Genomic DNA, 19,185 nt, shown 5'->3' on the forward strand with positions numbered 1-19,185 from the left:
TTAGAGCCAGAGGTCGAGGTCGGTTACGTCGTCGTGCTCGCGTTCGAGCGACTCGTCGAACGTGCGGAGATACACCTCGCCGGCGAACACCGTTGCGGCGTTGAGGTGGCCCGCGAGCGCCTGCCCGCTGGGCCGCGAGAGCACGGCGTGGGTGTGCGCGAACGGTTCGCCGTCGAGCAGCGAGACGTTGCCGACGCAGGCGGCGACTTCCAGCGGTTCGTCGAACTGCACCGAGCGGTACTCTTTGTCGTCTTGGTCGTAGAACCAGACGTCGGCGTCCTGCACCGCGCCCATCGCGTTGAACCACGCCGAGTCGATTCCCTCCCGCTCGGCGAACTCCTCTATCTCCTCGCGCCAGTCCGCACCGGTTTCGAGTCGCGCCAGAAACTCCCGACTCGTGGTGACCTCCCGGTAGTTCATGGACCACTGGTTGCGGGGGACCGTCAAAAAAGTTCAGTGTTCGCGGGTCGGTGTCAGGTCGGCGCGGATGAGGGCCGTCGCTCGACGCTGGCTCGGCGGTCAGTGTCGAAAAATCGCGGAGGGAGGCGAGTCGCGGACGGTCAGCACCACTCGTCGAGTACCGGTGCGTCGGCCGCTCGCATCGACAGCCAGGCGTCGTCTCGCGTGATGTCCGCGATAATGAACTCCGAACTGCGGGGGGAGGAGGAATCCACCGAGGCCATGACCTCGGCGTCCGGGGCATCGACGGCTGCCGTCGCTTCCGGCGTCATGTATGGGATGTTATCGCATGGGGTAATAAACACACCGAAACGACAGGCCAGTTGTCCCGTTCCACTGTGGGTAAGTTTTCGGTGTCGGACGGCCACCAGAGCGCCCTGAGACACCGATTAGCGGCGAACGGTCGGTCTCGACTAGAATAGAAAACGAGTTTACAGGAAGCGAAACGGTATTAACAGAGAACCGACGCCCCGGGCGAGAGGGTCCACCACACCTTCGCAGAGTACAAGGTGTGCGAGAGAGTACGCGACGCTATGCAAGTCGCCGACGCCATGACGCCCCGCGAGGAGGTCGTGACGGTCGAACTCCCAGGCACGCGGGACGACGTACTCGAATATCTCCAAGAGCGCGGGTTCTCCTCCGTCCCCGTAGTCAAACAGACCGACGACGGCGAGGAGTACCGTGGACTGGTCTCCCGCGACGACCTTATCGAACACCCCGACGAGGACCAACTCGCCATTTTGATGCGAGAGGTGCCGACGACGACGCCCGACACCGACCTGACCGACGCCGCACGACTGATGCTCCGTGAGGGCGCACGCCGCGTCCCCGTCGTCGAAGTCGACGGCGCGACGACGCTCGTCGGCATCGTCACCGTCACCGACGTGGTCCACGCCATCGCCCGCGGCGACGCCGACGGCGAGACGGAAGTCGGTGGGCTCGCCGCAACGGACATCAACACGACGTACGCGCAGACGCCGCTGACCGTCGCCGAACGCGAAATCTACTACGCGAACGTCCCGTACGCTATCACGCTCGACGAAGAAGGGAGCATGTCGGGTATCCTCACCGAAGTCGACATCATCGAAGTCGCTCGCGTCGTCGAAGGCGAGGACGACACCGGTGACTCGATGGCCAACCAGGACGACGAGTGGATGTGGGAGGGCATCAAAGCCGTCGGCAAGCGCTACATCCCGACCCGAAACGTCGAGATTCCCGCCGAACCCACGGCCGAATTCATGACGACCGACCTCGTGACGCTGTCGCGCCGCCGGACGGCCAAGGAAGCCGCCCAGCAGATGATTACGAACGACATCGAACAGATTCCGATGGTTTCGGGCGACGAACTCGTCGGCGTCGTCCGCGACGTGAACTTGCTGGAGGCGCTCTGAGATGGCCGATACGCAAGCCATCACCGAACTGTCGAAGCGCCGCGGCTTCTTCTTTCTCTCCAGCGACGCCTACGGCGGCGTCGCCGGGTTCTACACGTTCGGCCCGCAGGGTGCGGCGCTGAAGGCGAACGTCGAGTCGGCGTGGCGCGACCGCTACACCGTCAAGGAGGGTAACCGCGAAATCGAAGCGCCGACCATCATGCCCGAACCGGTCTTCGAGGCGTCGGGCCATCTCGACGGCTTCAACGACATGCTCGTCGAGTGCGCGTCCTGCGGCGAGAGCCACCGCGCCGACCACCTCGTCGAGGACGTCACCGACATCGAAGACGCCGAGGCGCTTCCCAACTCGGAAGTCGCAGACCTCATCGCCGACCACGACATCCACTGTCCGAACTGCGGCGAACCGCTCGCGGGCCAAGCCGTCGAGAACTTCAACCTCATGTTCAGCACCGACATCGGCCCCGGCGGCGACCAACCCGGCTACCTCCGTCCGGAGACGGCCCAAGGTATCTTCGTGGAGTTCCCGCGACTCAAGGAGTACGCCCGAAATCAGTTGCCGTTCGGCGTCACACAAATCGGCCGCGCCTACCGCAACGAAATCAGCCCCCGCAAAGGTCTCGTCCGCGTCCGCGAGTTCACGCAAGCGGAGTTAGAGCAGTTCATCGACCCGGAGGAGGACGAACCGAACCTCGACGCCGTGGCTGATGTCGAGGTTCGCTTGTACTCCGCCGAAGAGCAGAACAAAGACGACGGCGGCTACCTCGAAACGACCATCGGCGAGGCCGTCGAGGCGGGCGTCATCGCCAACGAGTGGGTCGCCTACTACCTCGGCATCTCCCAAGAGTGGTACGAGCGCATCGGCGTCGACATGGACCGCTTCCGCTTCCGCCAACATCTGGCGGGCGAACGCGCCCACTACGCCAGCGACTGCTGGGACGCCGAATCCGAACTCGGTGGCGACTGGGTCGAAATCGCCGGTTTCGCCTACCGCGGCGACTACGACCTCTCGAAACACGGCGAGTACGGCGACGACGACTTCACCGTCTTCAAACAGTACGACGAACCGAAGACGGTCGAACGCGCCGTCGTCGACCCCGACATGAGCACGCTCGGTCCGGAGTTCGGCGGCGCGGCCGCCGACATCGCCGACGCGCTTCGTGACCTCGCCGCCCGCGACCCCGACGCCTTCGACGGCGACGAGGTGACCGTCGACGCCGACGGCGAAACGTACACCGTCTCGACGGAGGTCGCCGACTTCCGCGTCGAAGAGCAGACCGAATCGGGCGAGCACATCACCCCGCACGTCGTCGAACCGTCGTTCGGCGTCGGCCGGACGGTGTACACCGTGCTCGAACACGCGTACCGGGAGGACGAAGTCGCGGGCGAGGAGCGCACGTATCTCGCGCTCGAACCCGAAGTCGCGCCGACCTACGTCGGCGTCTTCCCGCTGGTCGGCAACGACGAGCGACTGACCGACCTCGCAACGGAACTTGTGCGCGACGTGCGCGAGGCCGGTCTCTCCGCGGAGTACGACGACTCGGGGAACATCGGCCGTCGCTACCGCCGCAAAGACGAAATTGGCACGCCGTTCTGTGTGACCGTCGACCGCGACGGCGTCGAGAGCGAGGGCGAGACGACAGTGACCGTCCGCGAACGCGACACCACTGCCCAAATCCGCCTGCCGGTCGACGCGCTGGTCGACGAACTGACGGCGGTGCGCGAGGGTCGCAAGACGTTCGACGACCTGCTCGACAGCTACGAGCGGGTCGACGCCGACACCGCGGAGGCGTGAGCGAACTCGCGCGCCGCGGCGTCCACGTCAGCGGGACGGGCATCCCGGCGCTGTACCTGCTCGGCGTCGTCACGTGGGAAGAACTCGGCTACGTTCTTCTGGGCCTCTCGGCGCTCGTGTCGGTGCTCGAACTCGTCCGCCTCGGTGTCGGCCTCGACTGGTGGGTGTACCGAAACCTGACTCGTGAGTACGAACAGGAGAACGTCGCGGGCTACGCGCTGTACATGTACAGTCTGACCGCCGTCGCGTGGCTGTTCCCGTGGTTCGTCGCGATTCCGGGGATGTTGATGCTCACTATCGGCGACCCGATTAGCGGGATTCTGGGCAGCAACGAGGCCGGCCGCGCGAAGGAACTGGGCGTGCTCACCATCATGTTCCTCGTCTGTTTCGCGCTGGCGGTCCCCTTCACAACGGGTCCCGCGGAGACGACGCGTCTCGTCGGCCTCGGTGCGGCGGCGGCGGGCGCGGCGGGCGCGACGTTCGCCGACGGCGTCAAACCCGTCGTCGCGGGCTACGTCATCGACGACAACCTCTCGATTCCGCCCACCGCGTGTCTCGGCATCGCGGCGGCGCTGTGGCTGCTCGCGTAATCGGCTGACACGTCGGCCGCGGAAATTCGACGACGGTAGAGCCTTAGTGTCGGCGTTCAATCTTTCAGGGTATGACCGTCTACGAGAGCGACCTTCCCGGCGTCGGCAAGAAGTTCGAGGTGGAACTGAACGACGGGAGCCAACTCGTCATCGTCATCCACAACACCGGCAAACGAGAGCTGTATCTCCGCGAGTCACCGGATGCGGACTCCGACAAACTGTTCGAGCTCTCGGACCGCCTCTCGCGGCAGGTCGGCACCATCATGGAGGGAGCGTACTTCCAGCCGATTCGAACCGAGACCATCGACACCGTGCTGTCGGACGACACGCTCATCGAGTGGGTGAAACTCTCCGCGGAGTCGCCGCTGGTCGGTAAGACGCTCGCCGAATCGCACGTTCGACAGCGCGTCGGCGTCTCCGTTATCGCTGTCCAGCGCGGCGACGAGACCATCTCGAACCCCGAAGCGGACCTGACGCTCCAAGAGGGTGACACGCTCGTCGTCATCGGTGGGCAGGACGCCTGCCGGGAGTTCCAAGAGTACGCAACCGCCGAATCATCGTCCAACGAATGAGTCGGAAGACGCGGCGGAAAACGGACGACCCGACAGCGACGGCTGAGCCGAAAACGACGGCTCAGGCGACAGCGATGGCTGAGCCGAAAACGACGGCTCCCGGCGGAGGTGGCGGCTAGATGGCGGCGGCGATGGAACTGTGGCAGGTCGGCGCGCTGTTCGTCGGCATCGCCGTCGCAGGCGCGATAGCTACCCGGGTCGGCTTGTCGGTGATTCCGTTGTACGTTCTCGTCGGAATGCTCGTCGGCCCGAACGTGCTCGGACGCTACGCCGCCGAGTTCGCCGTCCCCGCCGGCGACATCGTGACGATTCTGGCGGAAATCGGCATCGTCCTCTTACTGTTTTTCCTCGGCTTGGAGTTCAGCCTCGACCGCCTGTTGGAAGCCCGGAGACGAATCACCGGGTCGGGGCTGTTAGACCTCGGCATCAACTTCCCCGTCGGGGTCGGCTTAGGTCTCCTGTTCGGGTGGAGCCTGCTCGAATCGGTGCTTCTGGGTGGTATCGTCTACATCTCGTCGAGCGCCGTCATCACGAAGTCGCTCATCGACCTCGGCTGGATTGCCAACAGCGAGAGCGAACCGATGCTCGGAACGCTCGTCTTCGAGGACCTCTTTATCGCCATCTATCTCGCCGTCGTCGCGGCGCTCGTCGGCGGCAGCGGCGGCCTCGAATCCGCGGCCACCGACGTCGCTATCGCCGTCGCGTTCTTGGGAATCCTGCTCGCCGGCGTCTGGTTCGGCGGCCCGCTGTTCGAGCGCGTCTTCGACGCCGATTCGAGCGAACTGTTCGTTCTTCGGGTACTTGCGATGGCGGTGTTCGTCGCGGGCATCGCGCTCGCCATCGGTGTGAGCGAGGCCGTCGCGGCCTTTTTCGTCGGGATGGGCTTCTCCAGTACCGACCACGTCGAGCGTATCGAGCGACTGCTGACGCCCGTCCGCGACATCTTCGCCGCCGTCTTCTTCTTCTACATCGGCCTCGGCACCGACCCGCTGCTCGTGGCGACGACTGTGGGGATTCTGGCCGTCGCCGTCGTGGCGACGACGCCGACGAAAATTCTCTCGGGCTTCTACAGCGGCCGCATCTACGACCTCGACGACCGCCGCTCGCTCCGCGTCGGCCTCGGGATGGTCACTCGGGGGGAGTTCTCGCTCATCATCGCCACCGTCGCCGCGACCGGCAGCGGCCCAATCATGACGCAGGTGATTCCGGCGTTCGCCGTCGGCTACGTGCTCGTGATGAGCATTCTGGGGACCGTGCTGATGCAGTACTCGGAGGTGTTCGAGGGCATTCTCGAACGTCGGAAGTCGGAGACGACGGGATAGAAGCGGCGATTTGGCGTTCGTGGGCGAGGCGGGGGCTACGACAGCAACTCTGCCAACAACCCGTTCTGGGCGTGGAGACGGTTTTCGGCCTGTTGCCAGACGAGCGAGCGCTCGGATTCGAGTACTCCGTCCGTGATTTCCTCGCCGCGGTGGGCGGGCAGACAGTGCATCACTTTCGCGTCGGTATCGGCGAGTAGGCCGTCGTTCAACTGGAAGTCGTCGAACGCCGCCAGTTTCTCCTCGCGTTGGCTCTCTTGGCCCATGCTCACCCAGACGTCGGTGTACACCACGTCGGCGTCGGCGACAGCCGATTCGGGGTCCGTCGTCGTCTCGGGAGTCCCGCCGAGTTCGGCCGCCTGCGACAGCACCGCGTCGTCGATACCGTAGCCCTCGGGCGTCGCCACCGTGAGGTCGACACCCGCGAGCGCACAGCCGAGAACGAACGACTGCGCGACGTTGTTGCCGTCGCCGACCCACGTTGCCTGCACGTCGAAGTCACCGAACGTCTCGCGAATCGTCAGTAGGTCCGCGAGCGTCTGACAGGGGTGGGCGTCGTCGGTGAGGCCGTTGACGACCGGCACGGTCGCATATTCGGCGAGTTCTTCGAGGTCGGCGTGGTCGAACAGTCGCGCCATGATGGCGTCGACGTAGCCCGACAGCGCGCGGGCGGTGTCCTTGACCGGTTCGCCGTGGCCGAGGTGGACGTCGTCGGGGCCGAGGAAGATGGCGTGGCCGCCGAGTTGCGTCATCCCCGTCTCGAACGACACCCTCGTCCGAGTACTCGGTTTCTCGAACAGCATCGCCAGCGTCGCCTGCGGGAACTGCACGTCGTCTTCGCCGGCTTTGAGCGCCGCCGCCCGGTCGAGGACCGTCTCGACCTCCGTCGGAGAGAGGTCGTCGATATCGAGGACGTTCGTCGTCTCCAGTTCACCCACGGTAGCCATCAGTTCGCACCTCCGAGTTTCTCGGCGACGGTGGTGAGAACCGACACGGAGTTGTCGAACTCCGACAGCGAGAGATGTTCGTTGGGCGCGTGGTCGAGGTCCGAGTCGCCGGGTCCGTAGGTGACCATCGGGCAGTCCCAGACACCCGCGAAGAGGTTCATGTCGCTGGTTCCGGTCTTTCTGAGCAGACGGGGGTCGCCGCCGGCCTGTCGAATCGCGACGCGGAACGCCCGCGCTACGTCGGTGCGGGGACTCTCCATGACGGGCGGGATGGGTTCCTGCCAGTGGACGCTGCCGTCGGTGAGTTCGCCCTCGGCGACTTCGCGGACGTCGTCGATGGTGAGACTGGGCGGGACGCGGAACTGCACGTCGACGGTCGCTTCGACGGCGAAACCGTCCTCGGTGGGGCCGCCGTCGAAGGTGATGGGTTTCGTCGTCACCGTGTCGAAGACGCCCTCCGAGTCCTCGGACTCGAAGAAGTCGGCCACGCGCGACCACCAGTCGACCGCCGACTGGATGGCGTTGTTCTCCGGGCGCGAGGAGTGACCGAGTTCGCTCGTGCCGACGTACGTCCCCGCGAGGAAACCGCGGTAGCCCAAGGTGATGCCGTCCCACCCGCTGGGTTCGCCGTTGACGACGGCGTCGGGTTCGTCGCGTGTCGCCGCGAGGTGGCGCGCACCGCGTGAGTCGGTCTCCTCGCCGACGACGCCGACGAAGCTCACGCCGGTTTCGACCGCTGCGGCGGCCATCGCCGCGAGGGGACCGGTCGCGTCGACGCTGCCTCTCCCCCAGAGTTGGGGGCCGTCGTCGGCGTCGCCGCCGCTCTCGTCGCCCGCGCGGATTTCGACGGGCACTTGGCCGGGAACGGTGTCGATGTGCGAGGTCAAGAGCACGGAGTCGTCAGCGGGCGCGCGGACGTTACCCACCTCGTCGACCCACACCTCGCGGTCGTGGGCCTCGAAGAAGTCGACGAGCACCGCAGCGGCGTCGGCTTCGTCACCCGAGACCGAGGGCGTCGAGACGAGGTCGAACAGCAGTTGCTTGCCCGCGGTGTCGAGGGCGTCGTGATATGCTTCGTTTCTCTCGGCGGTGCCGAGGGCGTTCATCCGAGCACCTCCGTGAACGCTTCGACGAAGCGGTCGGCGTGTTCCTGCTCGGCGACCAGCGGCGGCAACAGGCGGACGACCGACCGACCCGCCGGTAGCGCGAGAATCTGCTCGGAGAGCGCCAAATCACGAAGGATGCGGTTCGACCCGCGCTTGACCTCGACGCCGAGCATCAGCCCCTGTCCGCGCACCTCGCGGACGGGTAGGTCGTGTTTTTCGGTGGCTGCTTCGAGCGACTCGGCGAGATACGCACCCACGTCGCTGGCGTGCGTCGGAAGGTCTTCGTCGACGATAACGTCGAGCGTCGCGTTGGCGGCGGCGCAGACGACCGGACCGCCCGAAAAGGTCGACCCGTGGTCGCCGCACGCCTCGGCAATCCAGTCCGCACAGAGCGTCGCGCCGAGCGGCAGCCCCGAGGCGATGCCTTTCGCCGTCGTGAGGATATCGGGCGTCACGTTCGCTTGCTCACAGGCCCACAGCGTTCCCGTCCGGCCGACGCCGGTCTGAATCTCGTCGAAAACGAGCGCCGACCCGGTCTCTTCGGTTATCTCGCGGGCCGACTGCAGGTACTCCGTGTCGGCGGCGTGGATGCCGCCTTCGCCCTGCACGGGTTCGAGAAAGACTGCGGCCGTCTCGTCGTCGACGGCCTCGGCCAGTTCCTCGCTGTCGCCGTAGGAGACGAACTCCACCCCTCCCGCAAGGGGTTCGAACGGCTTCTTGTACTTCTGTTTCCACGTCATCGCCAGCGCGCCGAGGGTGCGGCCGTGGAAGCCGCGTTTGGTGGCGACGATTTTCGAGCGACCAGTGGCGCTGCGGGCGAACTTCATCGCCGCTTCGTTGGCTTCGGTGCCCGAGTTACAGAGCCAGACGTTCGAGACGTCGCCGGGGGCGAGCGTCGCTAACTTGTCGTAGAGTTCGGTCCGTGCGGCGACGGGGTACGACCCTTGGACGTAGAGTAACTCGCCGGCCTGCTTCTGGACCGCGTCGACGACGTCCGGGTGACAGTGGCCCGTCGCCGCGACGGCGTAGCTCGCGCCGAAATCGAGATACTCGGTCCCGTCGTCGGCAAAGAGCGACATCCCCTCGCCCGACTGTATCTGGATGGGTTTCTCCGAGAAGACGAAACCGCTCACGCGGAGTCACCCCCGAGCGTCGCACCCGCGCTGTCGAGGCCGGGCGCGTTCTCGCCGAGCGCACCGGGTTCGATGCGCGTCCCCGCGCCGGTGAGCGCCGAGACGATGGGGTCGTTGACGTTCGCATCGGAGACGATTACTGCGGACGCGCCGCCGGTCAGTGCCTCTTTGGCCGCCATCACTTTCTTCGTCATGAACCCCTCGGCAGCGGTCTCCACGCTCTTCAGTTCCTCCGGCGTCTTCGCCGAATCGATGAGTGTCGTCTCGTCGTCGGGATTTTTGTATATGCCCGAAACGTCCGTCAGAACGACGAGTTCCGCGCCGAGTGCGCCCGCGACGGCGGCGGCGGCGCGGTCGGCGTCGGCGTTGACGGGTGTAACCGAACCGTCTTGCTCTTCTCCGAGCATCGGGACCGTGACGACCGGCGTGTAGCCGTCTCCGAGCAGCGTTTCGAGGAGTTGTGCGTTGACGGACTCTATCTTCCCGGAGTGGTCGCCGCGCTTGATTTTCTTCTTGCCGTCTTCGACGACGCGAACAGCCGATTTACGCTTACCACTGAGGAGGCCGCCATCGACACCCGAGAGACCGACCGCGTCGACACCGGCGTTGCGGAGCGTGGCCGTCAGGTCGGTGTTGAGTTTGCCGGGCATCACCATCGAGAACACCTCCATCGCGCGCTCGTCGGTGAAGCGGCCGACGACGCCAGACGGCGTCTCGACGTACGTCGGTTCCTCGCCGAGGTCTTCGAGGGTGTCGTCGACGGCCGTCGACCCGCCGTGGACGACGACCACTTCTCGTCCATTTGCGACGAGGTGGGCCACGTCGGCGACTGCGCCCGCGGGGTCGACGGCTCTCGCGCCGCCGACTTTGACGACGACCGGCGGCTCTCGGCTCCCGCCGTCGGTTCGCTTCGCTCCCGACGAGATTCCGCTCGCGTCGCTCGCGGAACCGCCGTCGGCCCGTGGCGAGGCGGTGCCTCCGTCCGTGTACAGGTGGTCGTCGGCTGTGCCGCAGTCGTTGTCGACGAGTTGCTCGTGAGCCGCAAGCAACTCCTCGCGCGTGTAGGTGCTCTGTGTCATCGGTGTGTCTCTGTGGTTCGGTTCTGTTCGGGTCGGTTCGGTCGAGTTCGGTTCTCGGTTCAGGGCGTCCCGACCGGGTGCAGACCCGAGAATTCGAGTCCAGCCGTTTCGTCGAGTCCGAGCGCGACGTTCGCCGCGTGGACCGCCTGCCCGGCGGAGCCTTTCATCATGTTATCGATGGCCGAGAAGACGACGAGACGCTTGTTCGCGGGGTCGACCTCGAAGCCGACCTCGCCGTAGTTCGTTCCGGCGACGGCCTTCGGTTCGGGGTAGCGGTAGACGCCACCGCCGCCGGCGACCATGCGCATGAACGGTTCGTCCTCGTAGCTCTCGCGGTACGCCCCCCAGAGGTCGCCTTTCGTAACAGGGGAACTGGGAAAGACGTGACACGTCGCCGACGCCCCGCGCACCATGTCCACCGCGTGAACGGTGAACGACACCGAGAGCCCGAGGAACTGCTCGATTTCGGCCTCGTGGCGGTGTCCGGTCGGCGCGTACGGGCGGACGACGCCCGAGCGCTCGGCGTGCGAGGAGGCTTTGCCGGCCGACGCGCCACCTTCCGAGGACCCGACTTTCACGTCGACGACGACCTGCTCGTCGCCGTTCATAATTCCGGCGTCGAACAAGGGTTTCAGGCCGAGAATCGTCGCCGTCGCGTTACAGCCCCCGGCGGCGATGAGGTCCGCACCGGGGAGTTCGTCGCGCGTCAGTTCGGGGAGCGCGTAGACCGATTTCTCCAAGTACTCGGCTGCGACGTGGCCGTCGTACCACTCGTCGTACTGCTCCTCACTTTGGAGGCGGAAATCCGCCGAGAGGTCGACGACGGTGTCCGCGGCGTCCTGAAACGTGTCGATGTGCTCCATCGAGACGCCGTGGGGTGTCGCCGCGAACAGCACGTCGACCGAGTCGAGGTCCTCGGGCGACGAAAAGCGGAGGTCCAGTTCTCTCAGATTGGGGTGGACGGAGCCAACCGTCTTGCGGTCGTACTGACGGCTCGTCGCCTGCGCCACCTCGAACTCGGGGTGACCCGCGAGCAGGCGAAGGAGTTCGCCGCCGGTGAAGCCGGAACCGCCGACAACGGCCGCCGAGAGCGTCACGCGACTGCCTCCGCGGCCGTTTTTTCTGATGCTTTGGCTTCCAGCCAGTCGACGACTGTCGCGGGAACGTCCACGTCGGTCGTTCCGTTCAGCGCCTTGAACTCGACGGTGTGGTTTACCTCGTGGACGGTGTAGGAGTCACCGGTCTCCATGAGGTCGACCCCGAGCAGGCCGCCGCCGACGGCGTCGCTGGCCTTTGCGACGAGTTCGAGTGCCTCGTCGTCCAACTCAAATGCTTGTGTTTCGCCACCTTTCGCGGCGTTCGTGAGCCAGTGGTCCGACGAGCGAGTCATCGCGGCGACGGGTTCGCCGTCGGTCGAAAGCACGCGGATGTCGCGGCCGGGTTTCTCGACGAACTCCTGGACGTAGAACACTTTGTGCTCGTAGTGGCCCAGCGTCGCTTTGTGCTCGAGAATCGCTTCGGCGGCGCTTCTGGAGTCGATTTTCGCCATCAGACGACCCCACGAGCCGACGACGGGTTTCAACACGCAAGGGTAGCCGAACGACTCGATAGCGTCCATCGCGCTCTCCTTGGTGAACGCGACTTTCGTCTCGGGCGTGGGCACGCCCGCCTCCGCGAGCGCGAGACTGTTCTTCGCCTTGTCGGCGCAGATTTCGGCCGTTTCGGGCGAGTTGACGACGGGCACGCCGTAGCTCTCGATGAAGCGCGTCGCGTACAGCGAGCGCGACGTCGCGAGACAACGGTCGACGACGATGTCGAGGTCGTCGACGGGTGCGGTCGTGTCGTGCAGCCCGAACTGGTGCTTGCGAACGTCGATTTTCGTGACGTCGTGGCCGCGCTCACGAAGCTCCGAGAGGAGGAGCTTCTCGTCCTTGCGGATGCGCGAGTAGAGGATTCCTATCTTCACAGCTACTCCCCCCAGTCCTCTTCGAGCTCGGGGGCTCGGTCGAGGACTGGCGGGTTGACGTCGATGACTTCGAGTTCCGCACCGCAGGTGCCGCAGTCGATGATTTCGCCCGTTTCGAGGTCGTCGGCGAGGTCCAGTGTGGCCCCGCACTCGGCGCATTCTGCTTCGGTCATGGTGTATCCACTTCTTGTGGGTTACCCACCTTAAATGCAGCGAATTTATAACTGAAATTTAATAACGAAGTCGTCGCTAAGCGAGGATAGAGTGTTCGTAGCCGCCGTTTTGGAATTCGGTGTCGAGATTCCGAGTGATGTTGTCCCCCGAGGGGGACGGCGGCGGCAGTGGCACACCAGCGAGCGTTCGGACCGGCACGCCCGCGACGAGTCGAATCGGCGTTCGTCGCGGCGGGCGTGGTCGGTCCGCGCTCGGTCGTGGTCGCGGGAGTCGCGGGAGTCGCGGAGCCGAGGCTCGCGGTCGTCGGAGTCGCCGAAGTCGCCGCAGGCGCTCAGACATAGCTGTCGACCTCCGCCTGTAATCTCTCGTCTGCCTCGGCCAGCGCCTCGCGGCACGCAGATACGGAATGAGCGTCGGCGTCGAAGCGTGCGCCCGCCTCGTCGAGTTGGGTTTCGACCGCCGACGCTGCGGGTCCGCCGAGGGAGTCGCGGCTGGCGACGCTCTCGTCGGGGTCCAGCAGCGATTCGACGGTCTCGCGGTTCACGCGCGACCAGAGGGACTCACCTAATACCGCTTCTGCGGCCGCGTCAAGTTTTGCAGCAGTAGTTGCCGCGTCGTCCGTATCGCCGATATCTTCCGCGGCGGCGGCGACGATTTCGTGGGCCGTACGGAACGGCATCCCCGTCATCGCCAACGCGTCGGCGACGCCCGTCGCCGTCGAGAAGCCGTCGCCGGCGTCCGCCGCCAGTTCCTCGGAGTTCCACGTCGCGGTGGCGACTGCGCCCGCCGCCACGTCCGTCGCGTTGACGACGGCGTCGACGGCGCGGAACGCGTGTGGATGCGCCAGTTGCAGGTCACGGTTGTACGCGCGGGGGAGACCCTTGAGGTTGGTCAAGAGGCCGGTGAGGCCGCCGACGGCGTCGCCCGCGGTTCCCCGGACGAGTTCGAGCGTGTCGGGGTTCTTCTTCTGCGGCATAATCGAGGAAGTCGAGGAGTAGTCGTCCGAGAGGTCGACGTACCCCTTGTTGGCGAAGATGATGAGGTCTTCTGCGAGTCCCGAAATGGTCGTCGCGTGCGTCGCTAACGCGGCGAGCGTCTCCGCGAGGAAATCCCGAGAGGACGACGCGTCCATCGAGTTCCCCAAGAGGGAGTCGAAGCCGAGCAGGTCGGCGGTGCGCTCGCGGTCGATGTCGAACGGCGTGCCCGCGAAGGCTGCGCCTCCCAAGGGAGAGTGGTTGATGCGGCCGTAGGCGTCCAAGAGGCGGGCGGTGTCGCGGGCGACCGCCGCCTCGTACGACAGCAGGAAGTGCGCGACGGTGATGGGTTGGGCGGGTTGCAGATGCGTGTAGCCCGGCATCACCGTCTCGGTGTGCTCGGCGGCGGTTTCGCGGAGCGCCTCGCGCAGTGCGAGTGTCCCCTCGATAGCGTCGAGGACGTCCTCACGGAGGCGGTAGCGGATACAGGTCGCCACCTCGTCGTTGCGACTGCGGGCGGTGTGCATCTTTCCACCACGTTCGCCGACGCGTCCGATAACCGCGGCCTCGATGGCCTCGTGGACGTCCTCGCCGCCGGAGAGTTCGGCGTGTCCCGCCTCTTCGACTGATTCGAGGGCGACGAGGATGTCGGCGGCGTCGCCGTCGCTTATGATTCCTTGCTCGGCAAGCATCACGACGTGTGCGCGGTCGACGGCGAGGTCGGCGTCGAAAATCCGTTTGTCGGCCGCGAGGCTGGAGAGGAAGTCGCGGGCGGGGCCGCCGCTGAACCGGTCGCGGCGGATGACGTCGCCTGCGGACTCCTCGGTCATGGGTTACTCGTCCTCTTCTTCGCCGCCATCGGCGGCGAGTTCGGGTTTTTCGACGTTGTTCGCCACTTCGTTGGCGAGGCGCGACTGGAAGCCGTGGTACTTGGCGACGCCCGTCGCGTCGGCCTGTTCGATGCCGTCGACCGTCTCGGTGTTGAACGAGGCGGCCGACTCGGAGTAGACGGCGTATTCGCTCTCGCGGGCGACGGGGCGGGCTTGGCCGCCTTGGAGTTTGACCGTCACCGTACCAGTGACAGTCTCTTGGCTGTCGTCGATGTAGGCGTTCAGCGAGTCCATCAGCGGGGCATCGACGAGGCCTTCGTAGCCCTTCTGGGCCCACTCGTTGTCGATTGTCGTCTTGAAGTCGCGCTCCTCTTTGGTGAGGACGAGTCCTTCGAGCGCCTCGTGGGCGGTGAGAAGCACGGTTGCCGCGGGGTGTTCGTAGTTCTCGCGGACTTTGAGGCCGAGCATGCGGTCTTCCATCATGTCGGTGCGACCGACGCCGTACGCGCCCGCGAGCTCGTTGAGCTGTTCGATGAGCGCCAGCGGTTCCATTTCTTGTCCATTTACGGCGACCGGATAGCCCTCCTCGAACTCGATTTCGACGAGTTCCGTCTCGCTACCGGGTGCGTCGGTCCACTCGTAGATGTTCTCCGGGGGAACGTAGTTGGGGTTTTCAAGGTTGCCGCCCTCGATGGAGCGACTCCAGAGGTTGGTGTCGATGGACCAGACACCTTCGTTGCCGCCCTCGACGGGCAGTTCCTTCTCAGCGGCGTACTCCATCTCCCACTCGCGGGTGAGGCCGAGTTCGCGCACGGGGGCGATGACTTCGAGGTCGGAGGCGCGCCAGACCGCCTCGAAGCGCAGTTGGTCGTTACCTTTGCCCGTGCAACCGTGGGCGATGCCCTCGCAGTCGTGTTCTTTCGCCACGTCGAGGATGGCTTCGGCGATGACCGGGCGTGCGAGCGCCGTTCCGAGCGGGTAGCCTTGGTACTCCGCGTTCGCGCGGACGGAGTCGAGGCACTGGTCGGCGAACTCGGCTCGCGCGTCGACGACGTAGTGTTCGAGGTCCAACGCTTCGGCCGTCTCTTCGGCCTCGTCGAACTCTTCCTCGGGTTGTCCGACGTCGACCGTGACGCCGATTACTTCGTCGTACCCGTACTCCTCTTCGAGGAGCGGGACGCAGACTGTCGTGTCGAGTCCGCCGCTAAACGCGAGTGCCACGCGTGTCATTACACCATCGTCGGAGAGTCAGGGTATTAAATTCTGCGTTTCTATATTTGGAATAAATACGGATACTGGAGGCTACGCGGCCGAAAAGGGTAAAATCTGCACTTGGCAGTTGGAGCAAGTGCGACGACGATGGGGTGAGATAGAGTAGGGCCTAGAGGCCCGGTCGCGGCGCTCGCACGGCTCGGACAGGGGCGACCGGTCCGGCGCAGCGAGTGCGCGTCATTACTGGATTCGTAATATGGGGACGCTATTAAACGCTTTCGGGGCGGCAAGCGTTGCTGTTCGAATTCGGGGGTCGTGACGGGCGAAGCACGGTGGAAAGACCACAAGACACTCACTTTGGGTCGAAGCGTGTTGCCGGGCGCACCGAGACGACGCACCGCCACCGCCCGCCTCGGACCTCCCAAGCCTCGGACCTCCCCAGCCTCGGTGGCGACACACGAGTCGCCACCTCCCTCGCGCATCTGTCGGGCGAACGGAGCCGCCCTCCGGCGCGCGCCGGAGCGCCGGTTTATCCGCGCGAGAGACGCGTGAGGTCTTCGGGAGCGAAGCGACCGAAGGCTCGAAGCGGCTATGCCGCTCCGGTGGACGACTAAGCGAGCGTCGTGACGCGAGCGAAGGAGTCGGTTGGGGAGGGTGAGGCATCTCGCCGTGTCCGGCAGCCGTAGTCGACTCCGTCGAAGGCGCATCTCTCAGTGTTAGCCAGAACACGATTCGGACGACGGGGGAAGACTGAAAAAGGAAATTCGACGACTCGATACTACAGATTACGGACGCTCGGGTACACCGCGCCGAGGACGAGGCCGTAGACGACGTGGCCGACGAGGCTCATCAGGTTGAAGTTCGGCAGCGGCGGCACCTCGGGGAAGCCGACGGCTCCGAGCCAGATGGGCATCACGAACGCCGCGAGCACGACCCAGAGCACGACGCCGTAGGCGACACCTGCGGCCGCGCTCCGACCCGTCGACTCGCCGACGTTCGCAACGCCGGCGACTGCGGCGAAGACGACGCCGAGGACCGCGCTGTTGACCATGTGAACGACCCAGCCCGCGAACCCCCCCGAGAGGCCCCACAGCGCCGGAATCGCCATCTCGATGACGGGCGTCATCATCACCGAAAGCAGCAGACCCATCGCGGCACCGCCGACGAGTCCGGCGACGACGCCGCCTCTCCACGAGTCTTGTTCGGTTACCGGTGCGGTTGCAGTGGGTGTCTCAGTTCGTGTCGACATTGCGAGAGAATATTTGGTATGAGTTGACATAGCAACGCGCCGGCGATGCGCCGCGCTCGCACCGGGGAGGTAGTTTCATATACGAGATGACAGCGAACGGTCACGCCTGTCCGAGCCTTTTAACCCGGTGACGCGCAAGCGAGGAGTAGTGGCTGAGACGAACGGACACATGCGGTTCTTCCCGTACGAGGAGCCCTACCCCAACCAGCGAGCGGCGATGGACGGCATCGCCAACGCGTTCGCACGCGAGCAGGACGTGCTCATCGAGGGCGCACCCGGCACTGGCAAGACGCTCTCGGCGCTCGTCCCCGCACTGGAGTTCGCCCGCGAAAACGACAAAACCGTCGTCATCACGACGAACGTCCACCAGCAGATGCGCCAGTTCGTCGAGGATGCCCGCGCCATCACGCGCACCGAACCGATTCGCGCCGTGGTGTTCCGCGGGAAGGCGTCGATGTGTCACATCGACGTGGGCTACGAGGAGTGTCAGAGCCTCCGCGACACGACGCGCTCTGTCGTCGAAAAGGAGGAGGACAAACAGCAACTCGAACGCCGCCAAGAGCAGTTACTGGAGCAGAGCCGCGACGGCGACTCGGGTGCCGCAGAAGCCCGCAGCGCCGTCATGGACGAACTCGACCAGATAGGCGACGAACTCGACGACCTCCGCGAGACGAACGTCTGCGAGCACTACTACAACAACCTGATGCAGGACACCACGGAGTTCTTCTCGTGGCTGTTCGACGACGTTCGCACGCCCGACGACGTCTACGAGTACGCCGACGAACACCACCTCTGTGGCTACGAGTTGCTGAAGGAGGGAATGGAGGGCGTCGACCTCGTCGTCTGCAACTACCACCACCTGCTCGACCCGATGATTCGCGAGCAGTTTTTCCGGTGGTTGGACCGCGACCCCAGCGACGTCATCACGGTGTTCGACGAGGCGCACAACATCGAAGGCGCGGCACGCGACCACGCCAGTCGAACGCTCACCGAGAACACCATCGAGAGCGCACTGCACGAACTGGAGGAGGCCGACGACTCCCGGAGCGAACCCGCGGCGAACGTGCTCGAAGCGTTCGTGGAAGCGCTCCGACGAACCTACGACGACAGCTTCGGGTTCGGCGAACGCGAGCAAGTCGGCGAGAACTGGTCGGACATCGGCATCGCCAACCCTGACCGCCGCGACGACCTGACGCTCGAATTCCTCCAGAACTACGAGGGTCGCGGCATCGACGTGGAGGTCGAACTCGCGCTCCAGTTGGGCAAATCGCTCGACGAGCAGTACGAACAGGCGTACAAAGACGGCGAGACGACCAGCCGAAAGGAGTGTCAGACGCTGCAGGCGGCGGCGTTTCTCTCCTCGTGGATGGAAGACGGCACGAAACTCGGCCAACATCCGATGGTGTCGGTCCGTCGCGACGGCGGTACTGAGGAAATCTACGGCCGTGCCGAACTCTATACCTGCATCCCCCGGCAGGTGACCGAGACGCTGTTCGAGGAGGTCCACGCGAGCGTCCTCATGAGCGCGACGCTCCGCCCCTTCGACGTCACCGAAGACGTTCTCGGCATCGAAGACGCCGTCACGCTCGCCTACGGAATGGAGTATCCCGAGGAGAACAGACGTACGTTTGCGGTGCAGACGCCGGCGCTGTTCGCCAAGGAGCGAAACGACGAGTCGACGCAGGAGACCATCGCGGGCGTCCTCTCGGACGCGATTCGGTTTACGCCGGGCAACACGCTCGTCTTCTTCCCCTCCTACGCCGAGGCCCAGCGGTATCACGAGATGCTCGGCGGCGGTGGCGGTCTGACCGGCGCGTCGCTCGGTTCGCTGATGCTCGACGAGGCGGGCACACGAACCGAGGACCTCCGCCAGCGGTTCGTCTCGAACGGGAACGCGACGCTGTTCACTTCTCTGTGGGGAACGCTCGCCGAAGGGGTGAGCTTCGACGGCGACGACGCGCGAACAGTGCTCGTCGTCGGCGTCCCCTACCCGCACCTCTCCGAGCGGATGGAGGCGGTGCAGGATGCGTACGACCGGGCGTACGCCGACAGAGGCCGCGACCCCGGGTGGCGCTACGCCGTCGAAATTCCGACGATTCGTAAGACCAGACAGGCGCTCGGACGCGTCATCCGCTCGCCGGAGGACTTCGGCGTCCGTGCGCTGGTGGACAAACGCTACACGTCGGCGAGCGACACGATGGGCAAATACGGTGTCCGCGACACGTTCCCGCCCGAGGAGCGCGCGGAACTCATCGACGTCGGTCCCGAGAAGTTGAAGTTCGCCATGCTGAACTTCTACGCCGGTCACGACGCCTACGACGGCGAACCGCCGAGCCCCTGATTGCCCGATGCTCTCGAAGCCCTAACTCACCGATTCCGACCACGAGAGGGC

General features: G+C 65.3%; 19 protein-coding genes. 6 read left to right on the forward strand and 13 right to left on the reverse strand.

Annotated features, from left to right (window positions below):
- Together AUR64_RS18020 and AUR64_RS20990 are read right to left on the reverse strand one after the other, a co-directional pair.
- Complete coding sequence (locus AUR64_RS18020) at positions 1-420, reverse strand: PPC domain-containing DNA-binding protein (RefSeq protein WP_058583358.1); 420 nt, start codon at positions 418-420, stop codon at positions 1-3.
- Positions 421-560: 140 nt separating this feature from the next.
- Positions 561-731 (reverse strand): DUF7556 family protein, encoded by a 171-nt coding sequence (locus AUR64_RS20990; RefSeq protein WP_169794676.1) that lies wholly within the window; start codon positions 729-731, stop codon positions 561-563.
- Positions 732-992: 261 nt separating this feature from the next.
- On the opposite strand from AUR64_RS20990, the gene AUR64_RS18025 reads away from it, so the two are divergent.
- From AUR64_RS18025 to AUR64_RS18045, 5 genes are all read left to right on the forward strand, one after another.
- Positions 993-1,850, forward strand: coding sequence for a CBS domain-containing protein (locus tag AUR64_RS18025; RefSeq protein WP_058583359.1), 858 nt, complete (start codon positions 993-995; stop codon positions 1,848-1,850).
- Between the two features lies 1 nt (position 1,851).
- Complete coding sequence (glyS, locus tag AUR64_RS18030) at positions 1,852-3,642, forward strand: glycine--tRNA ligase (protein WP_058583360.1); 1,791 nt, start codon at positions 1,852-1,854, stop codon at positions 3,640-3,642.
- Positions 3,639-4,232 (forward strand): hypothetical protein, encoded by a 594-nt coding sequence (locus tag AUR64_RS18035; protein ID WP_058583361.1) that lies wholly within the window; start codon positions 3,639-3,641, stop codon positions 4,230-4,232. Before glyS ends, AUR64_RS18035 begins: the two co-directional genes overlap by 4 nt.
- 71 nt (positions 4,233-4,303) lie before the next feature.
- Entirely contained in the window at positions 4,304-4,804 is a 501-nt protein-coding gene (locus AUR64_RS18040; protein ID WP_058583362.1) for a cation:proton antiporter regulatory subunit, read from the forward strand.
- A 119-nt stretch (positions 4,805-4,923) separates the two neighbouring features.
- On the forward strand, positions 4,924-6,126 hold the full coding sequence (locus AUR64_RS18045) for a cation:proton antiporter (RefSeq protein ID WP_058583363.1): 1,203 nt from the start codon (positions 4,924-4,926) through the stop codon (positions 6,124-6,126).
- A 35-nt stretch (positions 6,127-6,161) separates the two neighbouring features.
- On the opposite strand, the gene argF is transcribed toward AUR64_RS18045, so the two are convergent.
- The 11 genes from argF to AUR64_RS18095 form a co-directional block, all read right to left on the reverse strand.
- The gene (argF, locus tag AUR64_RS18050; protein ID WP_058583364.1) at positions 6,162-7,070 is read right to left on the reverse strand and encodes an ornithine carbamoyltransferase; all 909 of its coding nucleotides are present in this window, start codon (positions 7,068-7,070) and stop codon (positions 6,162-6,164) included.
- A complete protein-coding gene (locus tag AUR64_RS18055; RefSeq protein WP_058583365.1) occupies positions 7,070-8,176 on the reverse strand; it encodes a [LysW]-lysine hydrolase in 1,107 nt (368 codons plus the stop codon). The genes argF and AUR64_RS18055 overlap by 1 nt, the downstream gene beginning before the upstream one ends.
- Entirely contained in the window at positions 8,173-9,309 is a 1,137-nt protein-coding gene (locus AUR64_RS18060; protein ID WP_058583366.1) for an aspartate aminotransferase family protein, read from the reverse strand. Before AUR64_RS18060 ends, AUR64_RS18055 begins: the two co-directional genes overlap by 4 nt.
- Complete coding sequence (locus tag AUR64_RS18065; protein WP_058583367.1) at positions 9,306-10,388, reverse strand: acetylglutamate/acetylaminoadipate kinase; 1,083 nt, start codon at positions 10,386-10,388, stop codon at positions 9,306-9,308. Before AUR64_RS18065 ends, AUR64_RS18060 begins: the two co-directional genes overlap by 4 nt.
- Positions 10,389-10,447: 59 nt before the next feature.
- Complete coding sequence (argC, locus tag AUR64_RS18070; RefSeq protein ID WP_058583368.1) at positions 10,448-11,485, reverse strand: N-acetyl-gamma-glutamyl-phosphate reductase; 1,038 nt, start codon at positions 11,483-11,485, stop codon at positions 10,448-10,450.
- Positions 11,482-12,354, reverse strand: a complete 873-nt coding sequence (lysX, locus tag AUR64_RS18075) for a lysine biosynthesis protein LysX (protein WP_058583369.1) — start codon at positions 12,352-12,354, stop codon at positions 11,482-11,484. The genes argC and lysX overlap by 4 nt, the downstream gene beginning before the upstream one ends.
- A gap of 2 nt (positions 12,355-12,356) precedes the next feature.
- Positions 12,357-12,527 carry a lysine biosynthesis protein LysW gene (lysW, locus tag AUR64_RS18080; RefSeq protein WP_058583370.1) on the reverse strand — a complete coding sequence of 57 codons (171 nt, stop codon included), beginning with the start codon at positions 12,525-12,527 and terminating at the stop codon, positions 12,357-12,359.
- 76 nt (positions 12,528-12,603) lie between these two features.
- Complete coding sequence (locus tag AUR64_RS20650; protein ID WP_155120656.1) at positions 12,604-12,867, reverse strand: hypothetical protein; 264 nt, start codon at positions 12,865-12,867, stop codon at positions 12,604-12,606.
- Positions 12,860-14,332: an argininosuccinate lyase gene (gene argH, locus AUR64_RS18085; protein WP_058583371.1), complete on the reverse strand. Its 1,473-nt coding sequence runs from the start codon at positions 14,330-14,332 to the stop codon at positions 12,860-12,862. The genes AUR64_RS20650 and argH overlap by 8 nt, the downstream gene beginning before the upstream one ends.
- A gap of 3 nt (positions 14,333-14,335) precedes the next feature.
- Positions 14,336-15,562: an argininosuccinate synthase gene (locus AUR64_RS18090; protein WP_058583372.1), complete on the reverse strand. Its 1,227-nt coding sequence runs from the start codon at positions 15,560-15,562 to the stop codon at positions 14,336-14,338.
- Positions 15,563-16,322: 760 nt separating this feature from the next.
- Complete coding sequence (locus AUR64_RS18095) at positions 16,323-16,793, reverse strand: DUF6789 family protein (protein ID WP_058583373.1); 471 nt, start codon at positions 16,791-16,793, stop codon at positions 16,323-16,325.
- Positions 16,794-16,962: 169 nt separating this feature from the next.
- Between AUR64_RS18095 and AUR64_RS18100 the strand changes: the two genes are divergently transcribed.
- Positions 16,963-19,134, forward strand: a complete 2,172-nt coding sequence (locus tag AUR64_RS18100; protein WP_058583440.1) for an ATP-dependent DNA helicase — start codon at positions 16,963-16,965, stop codon at positions 19,132-19,134.
- Positions 19,135-19,185: the final 51 nt, after the last annotated feature.

It is taken from the genome of Haloprofundus marisrubri (assembly GCF_001469955.1).
In the GTDB taxonomy this organism is placed as follows: Archaea; Halobacteriota; Halobacteria; order Halobacteriales; family Haloferacaceae; genus Haloprofundus; species Haloprofundus marisrubri.